This window comes from Streptomyces sp. NPDC000941, assembly GCF_053599555.1.
Window position 1 is genome coordinate 17,127 of record NZ_JBSFMM010000032.1, and the last position, 23,011, is coordinate 40,137.

General features: G+C 69.8%; 19 protein-coding genes. 9 read left to right on the top strand and 10 right to left on the bottom strand.

Annotated elements, in window-relative coordinates; all coding sequences use genetic code 11:
- Positions 1–3: 3 nt before the first annotated feature.
- Genes ACWDSL_RS13185 through ACWDSL_RS13195 form a run of 3 tightly spaced genes read left to right on the top strand, consistent with a single transcriptional unit; the run spans position 4 to position 3,604 of the window.
- Positions 4–963 carry an ABC transporter permease gene (locus tag ACWDSL_RS13185; RefSeq protein WP_450484730.1) on the top strand — a complete coding sequence of 320 codons (960 nt, stop codon included), beginning with the start codon at positions 4–6 and terminating at the stop codon, positions 961–963.
- On the top strand, positions 960–1,910 hold the full coding sequence (locus ACWDSL_RS13190; protein ID WP_450484732.1) for an ABC transporter permease: 951 nt from the start codon (positions 960–962) through the stop codon (positions 1,908–1,910). The genes ACWDSL_RS13185 and ACWDSL_RS13190 overlap by 4 nt, the downstream gene beginning before the upstream one ends.
- A complete protein-coding gene (locus ACWDSL_RS13195) occupies positions 1,907–3,604 on the top strand; it encodes a dipeptide ABC transporter ATP-binding protein (protein ID WP_450484734.1) in 1,698 nt (565 codons plus the stop codon). The genes ACWDSL_RS13190 and ACWDSL_RS13195 overlap by 4 nt, the downstream gene beginning before the upstream one ends.
- 24 nt (positions 3,605–3,628) lie before the next feature.
- Here ACWDSL_RS13195 and ACWDSL_RS13200 read toward each other — a convergent pair whose 3' ends face one another.
- Genes ACWDSL_RS13200 through ACWDSL_RS13230 form a run of 7 tightly spaced genes read right to left on the bottom strand, consistent with a single transcriptional unit; the run spans position 3,629 to position 11,145 of the window.
- Complete coding sequence (locus tag ACWDSL_RS13200; protein ID WP_450484736.1) at positions 3,629–4,264, bottom strand: OsmC family protein; 636 nt, start codon at positions 4,262–4,264, stop codon at positions 3,629–3,631.
- A 17-nt stretch (positions 4,265–4,281) separates the two neighbouring features.
- A complete protein-coding gene (locus ACWDSL_RS13205) occupies positions 4,282–5,439 on the bottom strand; it encodes an alkylhydroperoxidase domain protein (protein WP_450484738.1) in 1,158 nt (385 codons plus the stop codon).
- A complete protein-coding gene (locus tag ACWDSL_RS13210) occupies positions 5,436–6,524 on the bottom strand; it encodes an LLM class flavin-dependent oxidoreductase (protein WP_450484740.1) in 1,089 nt (362 codons plus the stop codon). Before ACWDSL_RS13210 ends, ACWDSL_RS13205 begins: the two co-directional genes overlap by 4 nt.
- Positions 6,524–7,291 carry an ABC transporter ATP-binding protein gene (locus tag ACWDSL_RS13215; protein ID WP_450484742.1) on the bottom strand — a complete coding sequence of 256 codons (768 nt, stop codon included), beginning with the start codon at positions 7,289–7,291 and terminating at the stop codon, positions 6,524–6,526. Before ACWDSL_RS13215 ends, ACWDSL_RS13210 begins: the two co-directional genes overlap by 1 nt.
- Positions 7,288–8,178, bottom strand: a complete 891-nt coding sequence (locus ACWDSL_RS13220; RefSeq protein WP_450484743.1) for an ABC transporter ATP-binding protein — start codon at positions 8,176–8,178, stop codon at positions 7,288–7,290. Before ACWDSL_RS13220 ends, ACWDSL_RS13215 begins: the two co-directional genes overlap by 4 nt.
- The gene (locus ACWDSL_RS13225) at positions 8,175–9,992 is read right to left on the bottom strand and encodes an ABC transporter permease (protein WP_450484745.1); all 1,818 of its coding nucleotides are present in this window, start codon (positions 9,990–9,992) and stop codon (positions 8,175–8,177) included. The genes ACWDSL_RS13220 and ACWDSL_RS13225 overlap by 4 nt, the downstream gene beginning before the upstream one ends.
- Positions 9,993–10,002: 10 nt before the next feature.
- The gene (locus ACWDSL_RS13230) at positions 10,003–11,145 is read right to left on the bottom strand and encodes an ABC transporter substrate-binding protein (RefSeq protein ID WP_450484747.1); all 1,143 of its coding nucleotides are present in this window, start codon (positions 11,143–11,145) and stop codon (positions 10,003–10,005) included.
- Positions 11,146–11,563: 418 nt separating this feature from the next.
- On the opposite strand from ACWDSL_RS13230, the gene ACWDSL_RS13235 reads away from it, so the two are divergent.
- On the top strand, positions 11,564–12,196 hold the full coding sequence (locus tag ACWDSL_RS13235; protein WP_450484748.1) for a VOC family protein: 633 nt from the start codon (positions 11,564–11,566) through the stop codon (positions 12,194–12,196).
- Positions 12,193–12,852 (top strand): GntR family transcriptional regulator, encoded by a 660-nt coding sequence (locus tag ACWDSL_RS13240; protein WP_450484750.1) that lies wholly within the window; start codon positions 12,193–12,195, stop codon positions 12,850–12,852. The genes ACWDSL_RS13235 and ACWDSL_RS13240 overlap by 4 nt, the downstream gene beginning before the upstream one ends.
- 44 nt (positions 12,853–12,896) lie before the next feature.
- On the opposite strand, the gene ACWDSL_RS13245 is transcribed toward ACWDSL_RS13240, so the two are convergent.
- A complete protein-coding gene (locus ACWDSL_RS13245; protein WP_450484752.1) occupies positions 12,897–13,871 on the bottom strand; it encodes a LysR family transcriptional regulator in 975 nt (324 codons plus the stop codon).
- A gap of 116 nt (positions 13,872–13,987) precedes the next feature.
- On the opposite strand from ACWDSL_RS13245, the gene ACWDSL_RS13250 reads away from it, so the two are divergent.
- The 4 genes from ACWDSL_RS13250 (at position 13,988) to ACWDSL_RS13265 (ending at position 20,659) form a co-directional block, all read left to right on the top strand.
- Positions 13,988–14,611 carry a LysE family translocator gene (locus ACWDSL_RS13250; protein ID WP_450484754.1) on the top strand — a complete coding sequence of 208 codons (624 nt, stop codon included), beginning with the start codon at positions 13,988–13,990 and terminating at the stop codon, positions 14,609–14,611.
- Between the two features lie 483 nt (positions 14,612–15,094).
- On the top strand, positions 15,095–18,520 hold the full coding sequence (locus ACWDSL_RS13255) for a protein kinase domain-containing protein (protein WP_450484756.1): 3,426 nt from the start codon (positions 15,095–15,097) through the stop codon (positions 18,518–18,520).
- Positions 18,521–18,628: 108 nt separating this feature from the next.
- Positions 18,629–19,996, top strand: coding sequence for a protein kinase domain-containing protein (locus ACWDSL_RS13260; protein WP_450484758.1), 1,368 nt, complete (start codon positions 18,629–18,631; stop codon positions 19,994–19,996).
- A gap of 231 nt (positions 19,997–20,227) precedes the next feature.
- Positions 20,228–20,659 (top strand): ester cyclase, encoded by a 432-nt coding sequence (locus ACWDSL_RS13265; protein WP_450484760.1) that lies wholly within the window; start codon positions 20,228–20,230, stop codon positions 20,657–20,659.
- A gap of 123 nt (positions 20,660–20,782) precedes the next feature.
- On the opposite strand, the gene ACWDSL_RS13270 is transcribed toward ACWDSL_RS13265, so the two are convergent.
- Both ACWDSL_RS13270 and ACWDSL_RS13275 read right to left on the bottom strand, forming a co-directional pair.
- On the bottom strand, positions 20,783–21,661 hold the full coding sequence (locus tag ACWDSL_RS13270; protein ID WP_450484762.1) for a LysR family transcriptional regulator: 879 nt from the start codon (positions 21,659–21,661) through the stop codon (positions 20,783–20,785).
- A gap of 152 nt (positions 21,662–21,813) precedes the next feature.
- Positions 21,814–22,752, bottom strand: a complete 939-nt coding sequence (locus ACWDSL_RS13275) for a hypothetical protein (RefSeq protein ID WP_450484763.1) — start codon at positions 22,750–22,752, stop codon at positions 21,814–21,816.
- Positions 22,753–23,011: the final 259 nt, after the last annotated feature.

A 23,011-nucleotide genomic window follows, 5' to 3' on the forward strand; every position in this document is an offset into this window, starting at 1 on the left:
CCCGTGCGCCGCTATGTGATCAAACGGCTCGCCCAGGCGGCCGGAGTGCTGTGGGCGGCCTACACGGTCTCGTTCCTGGTGCTGGACTATCTGCCGGGCGACCCGGTCACGGCGATGGCCAGTGCCGGAATGGACTCGGGGCAGGTCGATCCGGAGCAGATCGCCGCCCTGCGGCACGAGTACGGCTTCGACAAGCCGGTGCTGGTGCAGTACGCCGAGTACCTCGGCCGGGCGGTGCGCGGGGACTTCGGCGACTCGGTCGCCACCGGCCGGCCGGTCGCCGGGGCGCTGGCCGACGCGCTGCCGCAGACCCTCCAGCTGACCGGCGCGGCCCTGCTGCTCGCGGTGCTCCTCGGTGGCGGTCTGGCGGTGGTGGCGACGTACACCTCTCGGCGCTGGCTGCGACAGCTGCTGCTGTCGCTGCCGCCGCTGGGAGTGTCCGTTCCCACGTTCTGGGTGGGGCTGCTGCTCGTCGAGACGTTCTCCTTCCGGCTGCACTGGTTTCCGGCGTTCGGCAACGACGGCCTTCGGGGGCTGGTGCTACCGGCCCTGACGCTGGCGGTCCCGACCGGCGCGCAGATCGCCCAGGTGCTCGCCAAGAGCCTGCTCACCGCGCTGGACCAGGCGTATGTGGAGACCGCGCGGGCCAAGGGCGCCGGCCGGTGGCGGGTCCATCTAGGGCACGCGCTGCGCAACGCGTCCCTGCCGGCGCTGACGGTCGTCGGCCTGCTGGTGGGGCAGCTGATCGCCGGTTCGGTGGTGGTCGAGACCGTGTTCTCCCGTGACGGCCTCGGCCGCGTGACCGCGGCGGCGGTCACGGCCCAGGACATCCCGCTGGTCCAAGGGGTGGTGGTGTTCGGGGCACTGATCTTCGTGACGACGAACCTGGTCATCGACCTGGTCTATCCGCTGCTGGACCCGCGGATCGTGGTGGCCTCGGGCAGAAGGGCGGGCATCGCATGAGCCAGAGCCTTGACGAATTCCCGGCCAACCCGGCCAACCCGGCCAACCCGGCCGAGGCCGCCCCCGGCCTCGCCCGGCCGGCCGACCCGGGCCCCGCTCCCGGACCGGGGCATCGCATCGACGTACGGCGGGGCTTGCGATTCCTGGTGCGCCGCCCCGGTCTGCTGTTGTCGGTCGCCGTCCTCGTGCTGGTGGTGCTGGCCTCGTTCTGGCCGGACCTGTTCACCTCGCAGGATCCGCTGAAGGGGGTGCCGTCGCAGAACTTCCGCGGCCCGAGCGGCACCCACTGGTTCGGCACCGACGAGCTGGGACGCGATGTGTTCTCCCGCGTGGTGCACGGCGCCCAGTTGTCCCTGAAGGCCACGCTGATCGCGGTGCTGGTCGCGTTCGTGGTCGGCGGTCTGCTCGGCGTGGTCGCCGGGTTCGTGGGCCGCTGGGTGGACGACGTGCTGATGCGCTTCGTCGACGTACTGCTGTCCATCCCCGCGCTGTTCCTGTCCCTGGCCCTCGTCACCGCGCTCGGGTACGGGACGGTGAAGGTGGCGGTCGCGGTCGGCATCGCCAGTGTCGCCGCGTTCGCCCGAGTGGCGCGCGCGGAGGTGCTCCGGGTGCGTCAGGCGGTGTTCGTCGAGGCGTCGCGCTCGTGCGGGGCCCGCTGGTACTCGGTGCTGGGCCGGCATGTGCTGCCCAATGCCGCGGGCCCGGTGATCGTCCTGGCCACCCTCGACTTCGGCTCCTCCATCCTGGCCGTGTCGGCGTTGAGCTTCCTCGGCTACGGGGCGCCCCCGCCAGCCCCGGAGTGGGGCACGTTGATCTCCGACGGCCGCAACTACCTCGCCAACGCCTGGTGGCTGACCGCGCTGCCCGGACTGGCCATCGCCGCGACCGTGCTGGCCACCAACCGCATCGCACGGGCGCTGGACGGCGAATGGTCCAGGCAGCGATGACCGGCACCACCACGACCCCACCCGGAGCGGACGAGAACGTGACGCACACACCACAACCCCTGCTGGAGATACGCGGCCTGTCGGTTTCGTACCGCACCCGGGGCGGTACGGTCTCGGCCGTCCGGGGCGTGGACCTCGATGTATGGCCAGGACAGGTGACGGCGGTGGTCGGCGAGTCGGGCTCCGGCAAGAGCACGACCGCGCACGCGATCACCCGGCTCCTGCCGGGGAACGGCGGCATCGACGCGGGCACGGTCCGCTTCGGCCGGCGCGACCTGGCCACGCTGTCGGAGGTGGAGCTGCGCACCGTACGCGGGGCGCGGATCGGGCTGGTCCCCCAGGACCCGACGGTCTCGCTCAACCCGGTCAAGCGGGTCGGCGAACAGGTCGCCGAAGTCCTGCGCATCCACGGTCTGGCGACCCGTCGCTCGGCCCCCGCCGAGGCGATCGCCGTCCTGGACCGGGCCGGGCTGCCCGACGCGGCCGTCCGGGCCCGGCAGTACCCGCACGAACTGTCCGGCGGAATGCGGCAACGCGCCCTGATCGCCATCGCCATCGCCGCGAAGCCCGAGCTGATCATCGCGGACGAGCCGACCAGCGCGCTCGACGTCACCGTGCAGCGGGTCATCCTCGACCACCTCCAGCGCCTCACCGAGGAGTCGGGCACGGCGGTCCTGCTCGTGACCCACGACCTCGGGGTCGCCGCCGACCGGGCGCAGCGCCTGGTGGTCATGTCGCAGGGCAAGGTCGTCGAGGCGGGCCCCACCCGCGACATCCTGGCCGACCCGCGGGACGAGTACACCCGGCACCTGCTGGCCAGCGCCCCGAGCCTGACCACCACCCGTCCCCGCGCGGCTGTCCCCGCGCCGAAGACGGACACGGCGCCCCTGGTCGAAGCACGCAACCTGGTCAAGGAGTTCAGGCTGCCCCGCACCGGGGACCGGCCCCGGACACTGCGCGCGGTCGACGACGTCAGCTTCACCCTCCATCGCGGCCGGACCCTGGCACTGGTCGGCGAATCGGGCTCGGGCAAGTCCACCACCGCACGCCTGGTGCTCCGTCTCGCCGACGCGACCGCCGGACACGTCCTGTTCGACGGCACCGACGTCACCACCGCCCGAGGCCCCCGGGCCAGAGAGCTGCGCCGCCGCGCCCAGCTCGTCTACCAGAACCCGTACGCCTCGCTCGACCCACGCTTCTCCATCGGCGATGTGATCACCGAACCGCTGCGTGCCTTCAAGGTCGGCGACCGCTTCTCCCGCCTCACCCGGGCCCGCGAACTGCTCGACCGGGTGGCGCTTCCCGCCGCCACGCTGGAACGCCGCCCGGCGGAGCTGTCCGGCGGGCAGCGTCAGCGTGTGGCCATCGCCCGCGCTCTCGCCCTCTCCCCCGATCTGGTGGTGTGCGACGAACCGGTCTCCGCGCTCGACGTGTCCGTGCAGGCCCAAGTCCTGGATCTGCTGGCCGAGTTGCAGGCCGATACGGGCGTGGCGTACCTCTTCATCTCCCACGACCTGGCCGTCGTACGCCAGATCGCGCACCAGGTCGCCGTCATGCGAGCCGGCCGCATCGTCGAGACGGGCCCACCGGAGGAGCTCTTCACCCGCCCCCGACACGAGTACACCCGCGACTTGCTTGCGGCGATCCCCGGCGGTCGCGTCCTCTCCCCCGCCGCCGAGACCACCACGAGCTGAGGACCAGCAGGGCGCCGCCTCCGGTCATATCTCCTCCGGACTGCCGGTCAGGACGACTCGGCCGGTGATGTGCTGCGGGTTGACGAGGAGGTTGTAGATCGGGCATTTGCGCTCGACCGTCTCGTGCAGCTCGCGGATGCGCGCCTTGGCGGCCGGTGAGGTGATGTGCACGGTGTACGAGATGTTGTGCGGGTAGATCGGCACCTGCTCGAACCCGGGCGCTCCGGCGCGCGGGTCCTGGTCGGCCTGCACCTCGACCTCGAGGGAGTCCAGCGGGATCCGCAGGTCGGCGGCCTGGATGAGGAAGATGTGGGTGAGGCAGCTGGAGAGTACGCCGAGCTGGATCTCGGGCGAGGCGGGCCCGAGGTCGTAGCCGGCGAAGTCCAGCGGGGAGTCACTGAGGATCTGGTGGTGGCGGATCCGGATGCGCCGTACGCCGCTGCGGTCCTCGGCCTTGGTCCTGGCCCGCAGCCGGTTCGGTTCGGACAGGGGGCGGACCCGCTCGGCCTCCCGCTTGGCGAGCAGCGCGGCGCGCTTGACCTCGAGGTAGGCGCGCAGTCCGGGCTGCGGGTCGGGGGCGGTGTCGAGCAGTTGGTCCGCTGCCTGCCGCTCTTCGTCCTTGTTCTTGCGGGTGGTGTCGGCTGTCGCGGTGGGGGACATGGCATGGCTCCTTCGGTTCAGGGCTGCGCGGGCGATTCGGGGTCACCGAGGGTCAGCATCAGGCGGTTGGCCCAGGCGAAGAACGCGGCGGCCTGGACGGCGTCGAGGATGTCCAGGTCGTCGAGGTCGAGTTCACGCAGGGCTGTGACATGGGCCTGTGCTGCGGTCGGCGGTGTGGTGGTCAGGGCCGCCGCGAGGTCCGTGATGGCACGCCAGCGGTCGTCGAGGGGTGCGTCCACACCTTCGTCCAGAAGCCGCTGGACATCCCCGTCCCGCTTGCTGAGCTGGGAGGCGAAGCGGCTGTGCACCGAGGCGCAGAACACGCAGCCGTTCACGCGCGAGGTCACGGTGGCGGCGAGTTCGCGCTCCTGCCGGGGCAGGCCGCCCCGGGTGTAGAAGATGCCGTTGTCGGTGGCGGTGCGCTCACCGAGCACCGCCGGGTCCAGGGCGAGCAGCCGGAAGTACGGGGACTGCAGACGCTGTCCGGGCAGGACCGCGCGCTGCTCGTCCGTCACGTCCCCCACCGCGACGGGTTCCAGCCAGGGCGTCCAGCCCAGCTGTTCCTGCGTGAATCCGGTCTGGGGCGCGTCCAGCGGGCCGCGTACGGGGCCCGGCTCGGACCGCTCGTCCCCGCGGATCAGCGCCAGGCCGGCGAGCAGCCGGACCTGGAAGCTGACGTACGCGATGAGCTGCGACACCGTGATGATCTCAGCCGCGCCGAGCCCGGCCTCGGCCAGGGCGTCCAGGTCGGCAGGGGTGGCTGCCGCGGGCCGCAACACCAGCAGGTCGGCGTGCGCGAGGATGGCGCGCAATCGGCCTTGTCCGGACAGCGGTTCGGGGGCGGGCGGTTCGGTGGCGGGGCGCGGCGGTCGGACGTCCTCGACGGCCGTCACGAGCTCCTTCGTCGCACCGTCCGCACCGAGCAGCTGCCTGGCGTAGTGCTCGCCCAGGAGCTGGTCGCCGTGCAGCCGCGCCACCCGCAGCGCGGCGGCGAACCGCTCGGTGGTGGTCACGGTGGTGGCGGGGGCGGCGGATGCGAAGAGCGCGTCGTAGCTGCCCTGCGTGTGACCGGTCGCCTCCGGTCGGCGGGCGCGCAGCCGCGCCAGCGGTGAGCCCGGTTCGATGCCGAGCAGCGTGTCGATCAGATCGGTGGGTGTCCCGGATCGGGTGTTCATCGTGAGTGGCCTTCCTCGGCGGGGGAATCGGTGGTGGTGGGGACGTGCTCGGGGGCGGTTTCCGCGCCGGGGCGGGGAACATCGTCATGGCCGGGCCGCCAGCCCAGCGCCGGGGCGACCTCGGTGGCGATCAGCTCCAGTGACCGGAGCGTCTTCTCGTGCGACGGATCGATCGAGTGGACCTGGACGATCAGGTCGCTGGCCGGCGGGAGCAGCCGGTCGGCGCCGAGCGAGGCGATGACGTCCTCGGGGCTGCCGACATGGGCGTCGTCCTGCGTGCGCCGGGCCGCTGCCTCACCGGCCACCGCGGCGAACCGGCGAAAGCCGTCCTCGGCGTCCGCCAGCGCCTCCGCGCGGCTCGGGGCCACGTACACCGATCGGGACAGGCCGATCCGGGGAGCGGCATCCGGCCGCGCCCAGTGCTCCAGATAGGCCGAGGCCAGGGGGTGTTGCGCCTCGCCGAGCGGTACGCGGGGCGGCTCCGGCCGACCGTCCGGCACCGGGCTGAGAGCGGTACGGGCCAGCAGCAGACCACTGCCGTTCCGCGCGGCCCGTATCGCGCCCGCCACCCCGAAGGTGGCCTCCCAGAGCCGGTCACCGAGGGTGTCGGCGGGTGGGAAGAGCGGCGGGGCGCCGGGCACGGGCTCCTTGCCGGACAGCGCGTCGCGCACCACCCGCAGGGCCCGTTCGTAAGTGTCGCGGCGGTCTTCCGCCCGTTGACCGAAGACGGAGAACACGAGGTCACCGCCGCCGGTGCCGAAGCCGAGCTCCAGCCGTCCACCGCTGAGCGCGTCGAGCACCGCGGCGTCCTCGGCGAGCCGGAACGGGCTCTCCAGGGGCAGGGTGATGATCCCGGTGCCGAGCCGCAGCCGTGTTGTGCGAGCCGCGGCGGCCGTCAGGAAGACCAGCGGCGACGGTAGCCCGCCCTGGTCGCGCAGGTGGTGCTGGGCGACCCAGCCGGTGTCGAAGCCGAGTTCCTCGGCGGTGGTGAACACTTCCAGTGCCCGCGCGTACAGCTCAGCGGGCGGGACGTCGTCGACCAGGCGGGTGAAGACGCCGAGCCGGAACGGCTTTCGTACAGGCATCAGTTGGCCTTTCCGAGGTAGGACTCGCGGACGGACGGGTCGTCGAGCAGCTCGCTCGCCTGCCCGTGCAGCACGATCGATCCGGTGCGCAGCACATAGCCGCGGGAGGCGATGGACAAGGCCAGTTCGGCGTTCTGCTCGACGATGAGCACCGCGACGCCCAGCGTGCGGTTGACGTCGGCGATCATGTCCAGCACCCGGTCGACGAAGAGCGGGGACAGCCCCATCGTGGGTTCGTCCATGCAGATCAGCCGCGGTCTGCTCATGAGCGCACGGGCGAAGGCCAGCATCTGCTGCTCGCCGCCGCTGAGGGTGCCGGCGTGCTGGGTGCGGCGTTCGGCCAGGCGCGGAAAGGACTCGTAGAGCCGATCGATGTCCTGGCGGATCTCGCCGCGTCCGGCGCGGGTGAAGGCGCCGATGTGCAGATTCTCCTCGACCGTCATTCCGGTGAAGACCCGTCGGGCCTCGGGGACGGAGGCGATGCCCCGGCGCACCCGAGCCCTCGTGGGGAGGGTGTCGATCCGTTCGCCGTCCAGCAGGACCTGGCCGGCGGCCGGTCGCAGCAGGCCGAGGACGGTTTTCATGGTGGTCGACTTGCCGGAGGCGTTGCCGCCGAGCAGGGAGACGATCTCACCGCGTCCGACCTGGAGGGACACCTGGGTGAGCGCCTGTGAGGGGCCGTAGTGGACATCTACGTCCTTCAGTTCGAGCAGCGGCGCCCGTGTCTTCAGCGGCGGCGCGTGTGTCTCCGGCGCGGGCACCATCATCGGGACGCCTCCTCGCGCTGCGCACGGCGGCGGCCGAGGTAGGCCTCGACGACCCGCTCGTCGTCGCGGACCTCCGCGGGCGTCCCGGCGGCGATCGGCTGTCCTTCGTCCATCACGATCACCCGGTCGGAGACCGTCATCACCAGGTCGATCTTGTGCTCGACCAGCACGATCGTCTGCCCCTCGGCCTTCAACTCGAGGAGCTGGTCGAGAACTTCGGCCGTCTCGGTCTGGTTCATCCCGGCCGTCGGCTCGTCCAGGAGCAGCAGCGCCGGTTCGAGGGCGAGCGCGCGGGCGATCTCGGTGCGCCGCCGGTTTGCGTACGACAGGGTGTGCGCACGGTGGTCGGCGCGCGGCAGCAGCCGTGTCCCGAAGCGGGCGAGTTGCGCTTCGGTCCGCGCGGCGGCCTCGGACTGTTCGCGTCGTACGGCCGGCGGTTGTACGAGGGCCAGCAGCAGCTCGGCCAGCAGGGGGAGCCAGCGCAGCACGGGCAGGTGGCGCAGCCGGGGGAAGGGCCGGGTGCGCTTCAGCGTGGCGTACTGCCCGACGTAGACGTTGTCCGCGACGGGCAGGCTCGCGAAGACCCGGCCGTTCTGGAAGGTGCGGGCGATGCCCAGTTCCGCCCTGCGCTCGGCGGGCAGCCGTTCGATGCGGCGGCCGTGCAGCCGGATCTCGCCGCTGTCGGGGGTGAGCAGCCCGCTGAGCAGGTTGAGCGTCGTGGTCTTGCCTGAGCCGTTGGGGCCGATGATGCTGACCACTTCGCCCTGCCGGACCTGGAACGAGACGCCGTTCACGGCGCGTACGGCACCGAAGGAGCGGGCGAGATCGGCGACTTCGAGTACGGGCGCGGGCGCGGGTACGGGTGCGGGAGAGCGTTCGGCCGTCATGCCCGCCTCGCCCACAGGCCCTGTGGCCGGAATCGGATGAGCAGCAGCAAGAGCACTCCGTAGGTCAGAAGCCTGGCGTCCTGCGCCATCCGCAGGAACTCGGGGGCGCCCACGAGGACCACCGCGCCCAGCACGGCGCCGAACGGGCTGTTCATCCCGCCGAGCACGATGATGGTCAGGGCCAGCATGGACAATTCCGGGCTGAACATCGTCGGGTCCAGATAGCTGTACTGGTGGGCCAGCAGGCTTCCGGCGAGCCCGGCGACGAAGGCACCGACGGAGTACGCCAGCGCCTTGTAGTCGGCCGGGCGCAGACCCGAGGCGCCAAGGGCCGTCTCGTCCGCGCCGACCGCCGACCAGACGGTGCCGAGGAAGGACTTCTGCAGCCGTACGACGAGCCCGAGCGCGACCAGCAGGACGGTCAGGTCGAGGAGATAGGTCTCCGTGGGCGTGATGATCTGGTGGCCGAAGAGGCTGGGCGGTGGGATCGCCGTGATGCCCAGCGGGCCATGGGTCAGCCAGTCGAGGTTGAGGATCGCGGCCACGGTCACGGCGCCGATGCCGAGGGTGGCGATGGACACGTAGTGGCCGCTGAGCCGCCACGTCGGGGACATCAGAACAGTGCCGACGGCCGCGGCCGCCAGGCCGGCGGCGAACAGACCGGCCAGGAAGGGCCAGCCGTGTTCCCCGACGAGCAGCGCCGAGGTGTAGGCGCCCACGGCCATGGGCCCGGCCTGGCCGAGCGAGATCTGGGCCGCCGAACCGGAGACGAGAGTGAGGGAGAGGGCCAGGATCGCGAAGATCAGCACCTGGGTGCCGGTCGTCAGCTGGTAGTCGTCCGCCACCCACGGCACGACGCCGGCGGCGACGCCGACCAGGGCCAGGGCCTGCCACCACCTCAGCCGGATGGGCCGGCCGCCGCCGAGGAACGTCCCCGTCAGCGGCTCCGCGGAGATCAGGGGCACCTTGCCCAGCAGCCCCCCGGGCCGGAGCCAGAGCACGAGCAGCAGGACGCCGAAGATGATGAGGTTGTCGACACCGGCGCCCCAGTAGGAGATGCCGAAGGCTTCGACGATGCCCAGCGCCAGCCCCCCGAGCACGGCTCCGGGCAGATTGCCGAGGCCGCCCAGGGTCGCGGCGGTGAAGGCGGTCAGCCCCGCGGCCGTACCTGAGCTGGGCGAGATGTTGCTGTTGTACATGCCGACCAGGACACCGGCCAGGCCGCCGAGCGCCGAGGCGAGCATGAAGGACAGGTTCCGCACCCTGCCCACGGGCACGCCCATCTGCAGCGCCGCATCGGAGTCCTGGGCGGTGGCGCGGATGGCCTGCCCGTACTTCGTAAACTTGAGGAAGCCGCCGAGCAGCAGGATGCAGCCGACGCTCACCGCGAACATCACCACGTCGAGGGTGCCGAAACGGAAGCCCCCCACCTGGAAGTTGAGCGTGTCCAGAGCCTGCGGAAACCGCCGGGTGTCGGGGCCGAACACCACTTGGGAGAGGTTGTCCAGGACGACCGACACCGCGTACGTGGCCAGCAGCGCGGCGATGGGCGGAACCTTGGCCAGCGGCTGGACCGCGAGCACGTTGACGGCCAGGCCCAGGACGGCGGTGAAGGCGCAGACGCCGACGATCGCCGCCCACAGCGGCCAGTGCTGCTCGGCGATGAGCCACCAGCCGGACATGGTGCCGACCGCGAAGACCGACCCCTGGGCGAAGTTGACCACATTGGATACGCCGAAGATCAGCGAGAGTCCGATCGCGACGAGTGCGTAGGTGTTGCCGTGGATGATCCCGGCGAGCAGTGTGTCGATCATGGTTCGACCGTCATCCCTCGGCCGGGACCTGCTCGCCGTTCTTGACGATCACCGCGACGGGGGTCGGCGGGTCGGCAGGACGGCGGTCGGACTGGAAGCGGAACTTTCCGTACTGCACGCTCGGCAGATCGGTCGAGCTCTTCAGCCCCTGGAACACGCCCTGCCGGGTGGCCCCACCCTTCTTGGCCGCGTGCACCAACTGGGTCAGCGCGTCGTACGCGTACACCTCGAACGCGCCCGGCACATGCCCGTACTTCGCCTTGAACGCCTTGGTGAACGCCTTGACCCGGGGCTCGGTGGAATTGGGGAACCAGGTCGCCGTGGTGAGCGCGCCCTCGGCGTCCTCCCCCGCGAGCTTGATGCCCGTGGCCGTCAACTGCTCGGTGAAGATCTTGGCGGTGACCCCCGCCTTGGGCGCCTGGGTGAGGATCGCCGCCGCGTCGTTGTCGTAGCCGATGTCATAGACGAGATCGGGCTTGGAATCGCGGGCCTTGATCAGCAGCGGCCGGAAGTCGGTGGTGGAGGGGAGGTAGGCGGAGCTGTACGTGACCGTCAGCCCGAGCTTCTTCGCCCGCTTCTGGAAGATCTCGAAGACCTGCTTCCCCCAGTCGGTGTTCTGATAGACCACCGCGACCTTCTTGCCGAACTTCGCCAGCTCATCGGTCTGCTGAACCTCGGCGGTGGCCTGCGAGATGCCCGGGCTCCACATGTACTGCCCGCCGAGGGTGAACTTCGGCGAGGAGTTGGTGAAGCCGTACTGGACCAGCTTGTTGCGCTCGTAGACCGGTGAGGCGGCCATCGAGGCGGGGCTGGAGAAGTCGCCGAGCTCCGCGATGATGGAGCTGTCATTGACGAACTTCTGGGCGATCGGCACGGATTGCTTGGGGTCGGACTGGCTGTCCTCCCACTTCAGCTTCACCTTGCGGCCGTTGATGCCGCCGTCGGCGTTGATCTGGTCGAGCGCGAGGTCGAAGCCCTGCTTGTAGAACTTCCCGTACTCGGCGTACTGGCCGGTGACGGGGGCCGAAACCCCGAAGTAGACGGGGCCGGTGCCGTCGGCCGACGCGCCGGAGCCTTCGCCGCACGCCGCCAGGACCAGCAGGGAGGTGGTCGTCAGGGCCCCGATGAGCAGGCGTCTCTTGCTGGATATCACGGTCGTACTCCTGATGAGGACATGGCAACGCCGGGTCGCCGCCGCCCGGACGTGCGGGCGCACACGGCAGTGGCCGGAAGGAAAGAAGGGGAAGAGCGGAAAACGCCACATGGCGGGGTCTGAAGCCCGTAACGCAGGACAAGGCCGCGGACGAAGTCCGGACGCTACCTACCTGTCGCGGGGGCGGACCCCACCGAGGTCAGACGCGACAGAGCGTGCCGGAGACCCGCAGCAGATCGATGTGGCGCCGCAGGGCGCGGGCGAAGCCGACGAGGCGGACGGGGGCGTCGTACACGGCAGACTTCACGACAGCTCCCTCCCGTCAGATCCTCGGACTCGATGCGTTCCGACCGTAGCCGGGCGCGTTCTTCCACGTCAAGGCTTGAACGTATACACGCGTGTACGTAGTCTCCTCGGGATGAACGCCCATCCCGGACTCCTCGACCACATCGTCCTCGCCACACCCGATCTCGAGGCGACGGTCGCCGACTTCGCCCGGCGCACCGGCGTACAACCGGCCCCCGGCGGCGCCCACCCTGGCCGCGGCACCCGCAACTACCTGGTATCGCTGGGCGGTTCCGGCTACCTGGAGATCATCGGCCCGGACCCCGACCAGCCCGAACCCCCGCGGCCCCGCCCCTTCGGCATCGACCAACTGACCGGCCCCAGGACGGTGACCTGGGCCATCAGCCCACCCGACCTGGACAAGACCGTCGCCGATGCCCACGCGGTCGGCTACGACCCGGGGCCGGTACTCCCGATGAGCCGCCGCCGCCCGGACGGCACCCTGCTGACATGGCGCCTGACCTCCTTCGACACCGCACACCCCTCCGGCCTGGTCCCGTTCCTCATCGACTGGACCGGATCGGCCCACCCCACCGAGACCGCCCTCCCGCAGACCCCATTGCTGGACCTGTCCGCCCACACCCCCGACCCGGACGGGGTCCGTGCCCTCATCCTGGCCCTCGGCACCACCCTGCCACTGAGCTCGGGCCCTTTGAGGCTCTCCTTCACCGTTGACACCGCAGGTGGACCGGTGACCTTCGGATGAGCGTCTACGACTCCGCCGCCGTGCAGTACGAATCCATCCGCGCCATGATCGTCGGCGGTGAACTCCCCCCAGGGGCCGTCCTCCTGGAGACAGCGCTGGCGAAGAAGCTCGGCGTCTCCCGCACCCCCGTACGGGAAGCACTCGCCCGGCTGGCCCAGGAAGAGCTGATCAACCGCGAGATACGCGGCTACGTCGTCAAGACGCGGACCCCGGAAGAGATCCGCGAGATCTACGACGTCCGCATCACCCTCGAGTCCGCCTGCGCCGCGGCGGCCGCGGAACAGGCATCCCGTCGTGACCTGGCGTCACTGGAGCGCATCACCACCGAAGCCGAACACTGCACCGACCACGAGAAGCATCTCGAGCTCAACGCCGAGTGGCACCAGGCCCTGCGCGCCGCGGCACGCAACGGCACGATGTCCCGGCTGCTCGACGGGCTCGGTGTACTCCAACAGATCTACAACGCGCAGATGACACAGGTCGAGCACCTGAACGAGGCTCTCCGCGCCGGCCAGGAGGAACACGTCCTGATCCTCGATGCCCTCCGCCAAGGCGACGCGGAAACAGCGCGCACGACGATGATCCGCCATCTGTCCCGCACCCGGGACCTGAAGGTCGACGCCTTCCAGAGGAATCACTCAGCCATCCGGTGTTAGCGCCCGCTGCCTACCAGGCAGTGGCGATTCAGGACCAGGCGCTTTCAGGCTCCGTGCGGTGAGTCCAATGAGCGTTGTTCTTCTTGCAGGGGGGCCTCCCAGGTGGCGGTGATGTCGCGGGCGACATCACGTAGGAGGTCGATCAGCATATCCGCGAGTGGTGTGAGGCCGGCGTCGGTTCTGGTCAGGGCGTAGAGCTGGCGGTAGGGCCTGGGGCTGGCCAGTTCGCGATGGGTGGTGCCGGGCGCATGGGTCAGGGCCAGGCGCGATACCAGAGCCACAGCGCTGCCTGTGCCGACGAGGGCCTGGACGACGTCGTAGGACTCGGTCTCGAACCGCACGGTGGGAGTGAAGCCGGCCTCGCGGGCAGCGTCGTGGAACTGTTCGCGGGCGGCGTGGCCGGCCAGGATGGAAACCCACGATTCGTCGCGCAGTTGTTCCAGGTGCAGTTCGCTGTCCGCGGGCTGCCCGGTGGCCAGTGGGTGGTCGTCGGGGAGAACCACGACCATCGGGTCCAGCAGGAGCGGGTGGGCGCGTAGATGCGGGGGCGGCGCGAGCGGTGTGCCCCAGGACGCGACGATGGCGAGGTCCAGGCGCCCTGCGCTGATCTCGTCCGCTCCGCGTCCGGACACCACGTCCACGACGGAGACGTCGGCGTCCGGATGGCGGTGCCGCAGGGCCGTCAGGGCGGGTGGCAGCAGGTGCAGGGCAGCCGCCTGGAACGTTCCGATCCGCAGCCGTAGGGAGAGGTGACCGAGCAGTGCGGCCAGTTGCGCCTCGGCCTTGTCCGACGCCTCCTCCACGGTTCGACCGTGGGAGGCGAGCAGCGCACCGGCCGCGGTGAGTGTTGCTCCGCGAGGACCACGGATGACGAGGGGCACCTGCCAGTCGCGCTCGGCCTTGACCACCTGCTGTGTGACCGCCGCGGGCGTGAGCTGGAGGGCGTGAGCCGCCGCCGTCAAGGAGCCGTGCCGCTCGATCAACGCGAGAAGCCGGAGCTGTCCCGGGTCCACCACCATTCACTGATCCTAACGCTGCACCCTTCTCTTTTAACTTCTCTTATAAGTGCGGGAGAGGAAGCCTGGTGGTGCACCGTGCACCCATCGACCGCGATCCCTGGAAGGGTTCTTTCCCCATGCCTACGCATGTGCCCGTTTTCATCGCCACCACGTTGCTGCTGGCGATGCTGCCAGGCGCGAGTACAGCCATGATGATCCGGCAGGTTCTGGAAGGCGGGCAACGCACGGTCCGAGGCACGCTCGCGGGCAACGCCACCGGCTTCCTGCTGTGGTCCACGGCCGCCGCGGCCGGGCTGTCCGCTGTCCTGCTGGCCAGCCCGCCCGCGTACGCGGTACTCCGGATCGCGGGCGGCATCGTGCTGATGATCCTCGGGGTGAACACGCTGCGGACCGCGCTCACCGCCGTCTCCACCCGTCCGCCCCGCGAGGGCGGGCGCCGCACCGGCTTCGCGGGCGGATACCTCACCGGCCTGAGCACCAACCTCGGCAACCCGAAGGCCGGCGTGTTCGCCGTCTCGGTGCTGCCCCAATTCGTGACGGCGAAGGGCCCGGTGTTCCTGTCGACCGTCGCCCTGGGAGCTCTGTGGGCGCTCGTCAGTGCCTCTTGGTACCTGTTGCTCATCTGGGCCGTCGGCCGAGGGCGCGCCTTGGTATCGCGGCCGACTGTCCTGCGGGGGCTCAGTGTGACGACCGGGGTCGTCCTGCTCGGGCTGGGCGCCGCGGTGGCAGCGGGCGTCTGAGGGCCGGGCCGGTACTTCCTCCAGCAACCGACCGCGCGGGCCATCTGCCGCGCCCCCTGTGACGGCGCCCAGCGCGTGACCAGTCATCCAGATGCGCCACCCGCAAGGCAGAGGCGATCTCATGGGCGTCCGCTTCGCCCCTTGGCCTCTCGTCGTCGTCAGGGTCGTCGTCGTCAGGGTCGCCACAGCGTTCCATCGTCGTCAACGCTGACCGTAACGAGAACACCGTCCAACTCGACGACAGGCGTGGTCTCGTGGGCGCAGGCGTGGGAGTGGCCGGAGGGGCCCCACCGCACACCCGACCACCTCCTGGGTAACCCAGGCTGTGAAGAACCTGGTCATGGACCTCGAGGACGTAGGCTGCATCGACACCAGGATCGACGACGTCACATACTGACCCTCGTCAAAATCTGACAACCGGATCTTCTGCGTCCGGGCCTTCCAGGACAGCGACTTCTGCCGCAACCACGATGAGGAATCGCAGTGAACGCACCTACGTCGCCGGCCGTTTGGGCGACCGGCGAGACCATCGACGGCCGGTACCGGGTGATCGGCGAGCTCGGCCGGGGCGGGATGGGCGTCGTGCACCGGGTACGGCATCTCGCCTGGGGCATCGACATGGCGGTGAAGAGTTCGCGGCCCGAACTGTTCCCGAGCCCCGGCGATCAGGAGCTGTTCATCAGGGAGGCCGAGACGTGGGTGTCCCTCGGGCTCCATCCGAACGTCTGCGCCTGCCATTACGTGCGGGTGATCGACGGTGTTCCCCGCGTGTTCGCCGAGTACGTCGACGGCGGCAGCCTGGCCGATTGGATCGGCGACGGGCGCCTGCACGCCGGGGATGCGCGACAGGCCCTCGCCCGTGTTCTCGACACGGCGGTCCAAGCGGCCCGTGGACTCGAGCACGCCCATCGCAGAGACCTGGTGCACCAGGACGTGAAGCCGGCCAACATTCTGCTCGACGGCACGGGCGCCGCGAAGATCACCGACTTCGGTCTCGCCCGGTCCAAGGCCACCACGGCCCCGGCCGACCTCCACATGGCGCCGGGCATCAGCGTGTTGGTGCCGTCCGGCGGCATGACGGTCGGCTACGCGTCCCCGGAGCAGCTCGCGGGCGAGCCCGTCGGGCGGCGCAGCGATGTCTACAGTTTCGCGGTCTCGGTCCTGGAAATGTTCACCGGCGGTGTGCATTGGGCGGCTGGTTCGGTCGCGGGTCTCGCGCTGGAGGAATACCTGGCCGACCCGTCGAATCCGGTCGCGGCGCCGCCGGAAGTCGCCCACCTGCTCCGGCGCTGCCTGCGGCAGCACCCGGCTCACCGGCCGGCCTCGATGGCGGACATCGCGGATGTACTGACCGGAATCTACGAGCAGGCGACCGGCTCGGCGTATCCGCGTCCCATGTCGCAGGCCGCCGATCTGCGCGCCGACGAACTCAACAACCGTGGTCTGTCGCTCCTCGACCTGGACCGGGCCGCCGACGCCGAACATGCCTTCGACCAGGCGCTCGCGGTCGACCCGCACCACGTCGGGGCCGTGTACAACGGTGGCCTGTTCCGGTGGCGTACGGGGGCGATCACCGATGGGGAACTCATCGCCCAATTGGAGGCGATCCCACGTGGGTCCGGCGCGTCCTCCTGGCAGGCGCAGCTGTCTCTGGCCCGGGTCCACCTCGAACGCGGCGACCTCGCGGCGGCACGCGACCTGCTCGACGCCCTCGCGCGCGAACGGCCCGACGACACCGACGTACGGGCGGCGCTGCGGGTGGCGGCCTCCGGAACCGTGGCCGATGCCCGCCACACCCGCACCCGCGAGTTTCGCGAGCCGTTCGCGGTGCCGTTCGCGCCGGTGAAACTGCTCGCCCGGCACGAGGTGATGGGCTACCTGCCGATCCGGTTCACTCCCGACGCACGCCTCGCGCTGAGCGGCCACTGGGACGGCGTGCTCCGGCTGTGGGACACGGCGACCGGCGCACAGCGGTTGGCAGTCAGGGGCCACCGTACGCAGGTACTCGGCGTCGACCTCACCCCTGACGGCTCGTACGCGCTGTCCACGAGCCGCGACGGCACGGTGCAGTTCTGGGATCTCAGGGCGGGCAGGTGCACCCGCGTCATCCGCTCCGCCGCACGCGACACGGGGTGCCCGGTCAGGTTGAGTGCCGACGGACGCATCGGGGTGTGGCAGGGCGCGGACGGGCGCGTCCAGGTCTGGGAACCGCGGACCGGGACCTGTCGGTGGTCGCTCGGGGCGGCATTCAGGGACAACTACCTGGACGGCGCGCCGTACGAGGTGAGCGCCGACGGGCGCCATGTGCTCACCGCCGAGGAGGACGGGGCGCGGCTGTGGAGCGTGGCCGATGGCCGGTGCCGGGTGCTGCCCGCCGACTCGGAGACACATGCGCTGTGCTTCAGTCCCGACGGGCGGATGGTCGCGGTGGCCGGCCAGGACCGGGTGATCCGGTTGTGGGATGTGGGGGACGGCCGGCAGGTCCGTACGTTGCGTACGTTGACGGGGCTGACCGCCGCGGCCGGTCACCTGGCGTTCGGCGACGGTGGGCGGCTGCTGCTGTCCGGAACGACCGGCGATCACACCGTTCAGATCTGGGAGCTGAGCAGCGGCCGGTGTCTGCGGACCTTCACCGCCCAGGCGTACGGAATGCACCACGTCGGTTTTCCGGACAGCGACGACCGGTTCGGCGCTTCCGTCGGCGGGCATCCCGAACTGCCGATGCATCGCTGGCGGTTGCCCGACACCGAATACGCCGCCGAGCCGCACGTGATCAAGCCGCGCGAGTACGCGGAGGTCAACCGGCTCGGCGAACTGGCCGGGGAACTGCTCGCCGACGCACGCCAGGCGATGTCGAACGGCCGGCACCGGTCAGCCCTCGCCCTGCTGACCCGCGCCCGGGAGATACCGGGATACGAACGCGCGCCCCAGGTCCTGGCCGCCTGGCACGAACTGGGCCGCTCGGCGCGCCGCATACGGCTGCGCTCCGCCTGGTCGCGGCCACTGGACACCGGCCACCTCTCCTTCGGCGCCATCACGGCGATCGGTGTCGCCGCGGATGTCCGGCTCGCCGTCAGCGGGCAGAGCGACGGCACCGTACGGATCTGGGATCTGGACAGCGGCACGTGCACGCACATCCTCGACGATCACCAGGGCAGGGTGGGCGGGGTGGCGTTGAGTGACGACGGCCAGTACGTCCTGTGCCACGGCACCAAGCCGCTCGCGATCACTCGGCGGCGACTGGCGGACGGCGAGTGCCGTCGGGTGACTCCAGACTGGGACATGAGGAGGACCATCAGGTTCACCGGCGACGAAAGGTACGTCTGGCTCGGCGGCGGTGACGGTGTCCTCCGCCGATGGGACCTGGACGACGACCGCTGCACCGCGACGATCAGCGGGAACGGCCCGGTCAACGTGATCTCCATGTCCGCGGACGGACGGCTCGCGGCGGTCGGCGACAGCAACGGTGTGGTCCGGCTGCGGGATCTCGACACCGGAGCCTGCCTGCGGACCTGGACCGGCCCCCGGGAACCGATCCTGTCGGTGTGCCTGAGCGCCGACGGCCGCCTGGCCATGTCCACACACCAGGTCATGTCCTCGGGCGCCAAGGACGAACCGATCCGGCTGTGGGACGCCGGTGCCGACCGCTCCGTACGCGAGTTCGCGGGGTACGAGGGCTGGGTCTCCGCCGTGCGGTTCACACCCGACGCCCGGTTCGCCTTCTCGGCCGGCCACGACAGATCCATACGGATGTGGGAGGTCGCCACCGGCCGATGCCTGCACGTGTTCGAAGGGCACCACCAACGCATCCGGCACCTTGAACTCACCCCCGATCTGCGCAACCTGGTGTCGGCGGGAGACGACGGCATCCGGCTCTGGGACCTCGACTGGGAGCTGACGGCCGACTGAGCGGAGCGGGATGCGTACTGCCCGACGCCGCGGACGGCAGGCACACGTTCACCGTCTCGTCCCCCGATGCCCTGAGCCCTCCCCTCACACACAAGGAGACGATCCTCTGTGACGCCCTCGGCCACCATCACGCTCACGCTCGTCGAGGGCCGGGTGAAGCCCGGCGCGTACGTTTTCGAAGAGCGCACCACCTGCGTCCTCGGCCGCTCCACCGACTGTTCGCCGCAACTACCCGACGACTCCGACCACAAGACCGTCTCCCGCCACCACTGCCTGCTCGACATCAACCCGCCGGACATCCGCATCCGCGACTTCGGCAGCCTCAACGGCACGTACGTCAACGGCGAGAAGATCGGCCAGCGGCGCCGCGGCCTCACTCCCGAGGAGGCCGCCGCGGATTCCTACCCCGAGCACGACCTCAAGGACGGCGACCGGATCCGCCTCGGTGACACTGTGTTCCGCGTCGACATCACGCGGCCGCAGGTCGCCACGCTGAGGCTGGCGCGCTGCGCCAAGTGCGAGCGCGAGCTGGGCGACGAGGCGGGCGGCCGCCCCGGCGAGTTGTTGTGCGCCGCCTGTCAGGCCCGGCCCGACGCCGTGCTCAAGCTACTGCTCGGGCTGGCGCACGGCGGCCGCGCCGACCTCAAGGCCATCCGCGGCTACTCGGTGATCCGGGAGCTCGGTCGTGGCGGCATGGGCGCGGTGTACTTGGCCCGGCACGAGGCCACCGGCGTCGAGGTGGCGCTGAAGGTGATGCTGCCGAAGGTGGCGGCGAGCGAGACGGCGCGCGCCCGGTTCCTGCGGGAGGTGGCGCTCACCCGGGCGATGAAGCATCCGCACGTCGTCGCGCTGCACGACGCGGGCTTCGGATACGGAACCTTCTATCTGACAACCGAGTTCTGCACCGGCGGCAGCCTGGACCGGCTCGTCGCCGAACGCGGCGGGCGACTCCCGGTCGAGGAAGCGGTGCCCCTCGCGGTGCAGGCGCTCAAGGGCCTGGAACACGCGCACGGGCAGGGCGTCGTCCACCGCGACCTGAGCCCCTCCAACATCCTGCTGCACCGGGAGACCGACGGCTCGACGACGGCGAAGATCGCGGACTTCGGCATCGGAAAGGCCTTTGACCAGGCGGGCCTGAGCGGGCTGACACGCACCGGCACCACGGCGGGCAAACCGATGTTCATGCCGCGCCAACAGGTCATCGACTTCCGCAAGGCCACCCCCGCCGTGGACGTCTGGGCATTTGCCGCCTGCCTCTACCACACGCTGACCGGAAAGACCCCGCGCGAGTTCCCGCGCGCCAAGGACCCCTGGCAGGTGGTCCTGCAGAAGCCGGCGATCCCGATCCGCCGCCGCGACCCGGCCATCCCGCAACGCCTCGCGGAGGTCATCGACACGGCGCTGCGGGAGCCCCCCGAGATCGGCTTCGCGAGCGCGGCGGAGCTGCGCGAGGCGCTGGAGCGGGCGGGCCGGTGAGCCCTGGCCGGAGGCGCGACGTTCGGGTCGTCGTCAGGGGCACGTAGGCCGAGGCTACGCCCCCATTCCAGCTGCCCGGCCCCAGACGGCTCCCAACATGCCGGGAAGGCATCAGGACGCTCCGATTCGGCATTGGCGGCATGGCCTCCGTCTGCTCGACCATCGGTGTGCGGATGTCCGGTCCCCTCCGGACACATGCGGTCGTATCGAGTTGAGCCAGTGAGGAAACACATGAACGAGCAGCCCCCGCCCTCCTGGGTGACGAGCTATGTCGACGCCTGCAACAGGCACGACTCGCAGGCAGTCGTCGACATGATGAGCGAGGACATCCAGGTCGTCGACACCGCTTTCGGTGGCCTCTTCGAGGGCAGGGAAGCGGTCAAGGCGTTGATCGACGGTATGGACACGAATCTCTCGAGCGATTACGTCTTCACCCTGGGCAAGGTCGTGGAATCGGGCGACTCCTACTCGTTCGAGTGGGTCCTCTCCGGCACGCATGACCGCTCCAACTCCGACCTGGGGATACCGGCCACCGGCAAGAAGTTCGAATGCCCCGGCGTCACCATCGGCGTGCGGACCAACGGGCTCATCACCGAGAACCGCGACTACTGGAACCTCGCGGGCTTCCTCATGCAGACCGGCCTCATGCCGTCGCTGGGCTGAACCGTTCGCCACACGGCCGATCCACTGACGGTGACGGCCATGGCCGTCACCGTCGTGTCCGTAGCAGCCACGGCTCCGTTCAGTCCGTTCACGCCGGCGCCGCCGGGCGGCCGACGCCGGATGTCAGTCCGGGCCCGGGCCGAGCATGCGGCAGGAGAGTTCGGCGAACTGGCTCAGCTCGGGCATGGTCCGGTGCTTGCTGTAGGCCAGGGCGACCATGCGCGGCGCGACGCCCTCCAGCGTCAGGTAGGCGACATCGTCACGGCGGTAGAAGCCGGCCATGCCGGCCGGCATGACATAACATCCGGCACCGGAGGCAACACCTTCCAGGCACTCCTCGATCGTCACCGGAAACCGCCCGGCATCCATCTGCGGCGCGAGGGATTCGCGCGGCAGGCGCCCGCGCCATTCCGGGACGTCCTGCGGGTCCTGCAACAGGATCATGTCCCGCAGGTCCTCGACATGCACCGCCTTGAGCTCCGCGAACGGATGCACGCTCGACAGCGCCACCACACGGGGCTCCGGAAAGAGCGGGACCACCTCGAACATGCCCTCCGGCAGCGGCAGTCGGACGTAGCAGACGTCGACCCGACCATCGATCAAGAAGTCGACCTGGTCGGTGATCGAGGTGTGCACGACCTCGATCTCGAGTTGCGGCGCCATCGCGGCGAACTCCCGAACGATGGGGGTGACGACGATGCCCGGCATGAAGCCAATGGCGAAGTGGTTCACCTCCCGGTTCGCCATCCGCACCCGCTGCTGCACCGCATGTGACATCGCCAGCATCGGCCGGGCGTCCTCCAGCAACTGGTGTCCCGCCCGCGTCAGTACAGTGCCCTGCCGGTCCCGCAGGAAGAGGACCACACCCAGATCCTCCTCCAACGCCCGGATCTGGCGGCTGAGCGCCGGCTGGGTCATGTAAAGACGGCTCGCCGCTCGCACGAAGCTGCACTCCTCGGCCACGGCCACGAAGTAGCGCACCCGGCGCATATCGAGGTCCATGAGGCTCATGGTAGCCGCGCAAGCGATGGCATATGCCGAAACGGCTTCAGATTCGGACAGATAGGCGTGAGCCGTGCAGCCCTCGATCGATCCACCGTGATCCGGCCAGGTCCCGCCGGAACGGCCTTGACTGGCGCCCTACGGACAGGATGTCAGGGAGCGACGTCCCGGTTGCGCCAGCTGAGCGAATAGGCTGCCTTGCGAGCGCGCATCACTTCTCCGAGAGGTCGATGCTCCGTTGCCGCGATCCAAGGGTTGAAGCTGCTCTTCTCGACGGTCTCGGCCAATGCCTCGTCCGGTACTTGCCGAGGCAGGCGCAGTCGCGCCACGGTGAGCCACGGCGCGTCCCATCGGACCGAGGGGTCTTCGATCGGCGTACGACTCTCGTCCTCGAAGAACTGGGCCTGGAACAGGAACTCCAAGTCGTCGTCCGCAAGTCGCATATGGATATCGGCGGCCAGATCCTTGCGAGCTTTTTTGTTGATCTTCGTCGAGGCGGCGCACAGTTTCAACCGGGCCGCGTAGTCGCCGAACGCGATCGGCATGATGCTGAAGAAGTCATGCGTGGCGAATCCGCTGAACGGTTTCACCATATCCCGGAAGTTCGCGACGGCGCTGCGTGTGAGCTGTGGCTTCGTTGCGGCCTTGCGGAGAGCCGCTCCGGGTGCGCTCGTGGAGAGATCGACGATTTCGACGACGTCCGCGCTGCCGCCGACCTTCAGAGTCTCCTGACTGACGAGGGTGAAGTTCTGCTCGACATCGGCGGACGACGGCGTCGCGGCCCCGAGCACCTTGATCGCGAAACCGCGGATGTCAGGGGCCCGGTCGGTGGAGAAGTTTCCGTTGGACAGCCGAACATGTGCCTCGTAAACAGAGGGAGCGGCAAAAATCCCTTGCCTCGCATGTTCCGGAAGCCCCTTCTCCACCACGAGAGCCGCCCTCAGCGCGGCCACTTGCTTGCGGTGCAACGCCCTGCCGTGGCCATATTTCTTCAGGCGTTGACGTTGCAGTTCACTGAAAACGTGCACCTGTTCCGCATGCTGGGCACATTCGTCGGGCAGGAATACTTCGTACCACTGAGTGCTCGGCATATTCTGAAACCTCTTCAATGTTCAGGCCCTCCGTCAGGCGGAAGGCGGTTACAGCATGGCGCCGGAGTCGGCACCCATGAACGTCGACCCCGCCGTCAAGGCCTTCGGGGTTGTTGTGCGCTTGCACGGATGACGCCTATACGGGGCAAGCAGCGGGGCAGCCTGCATATGAGTGCGTAGATCACCGCCCCGAGGAGCGATTCGTCCACCTTTCGCCACAAGAACCTCACCGTTTCCGTTCCTTCACATTCATTTTTCC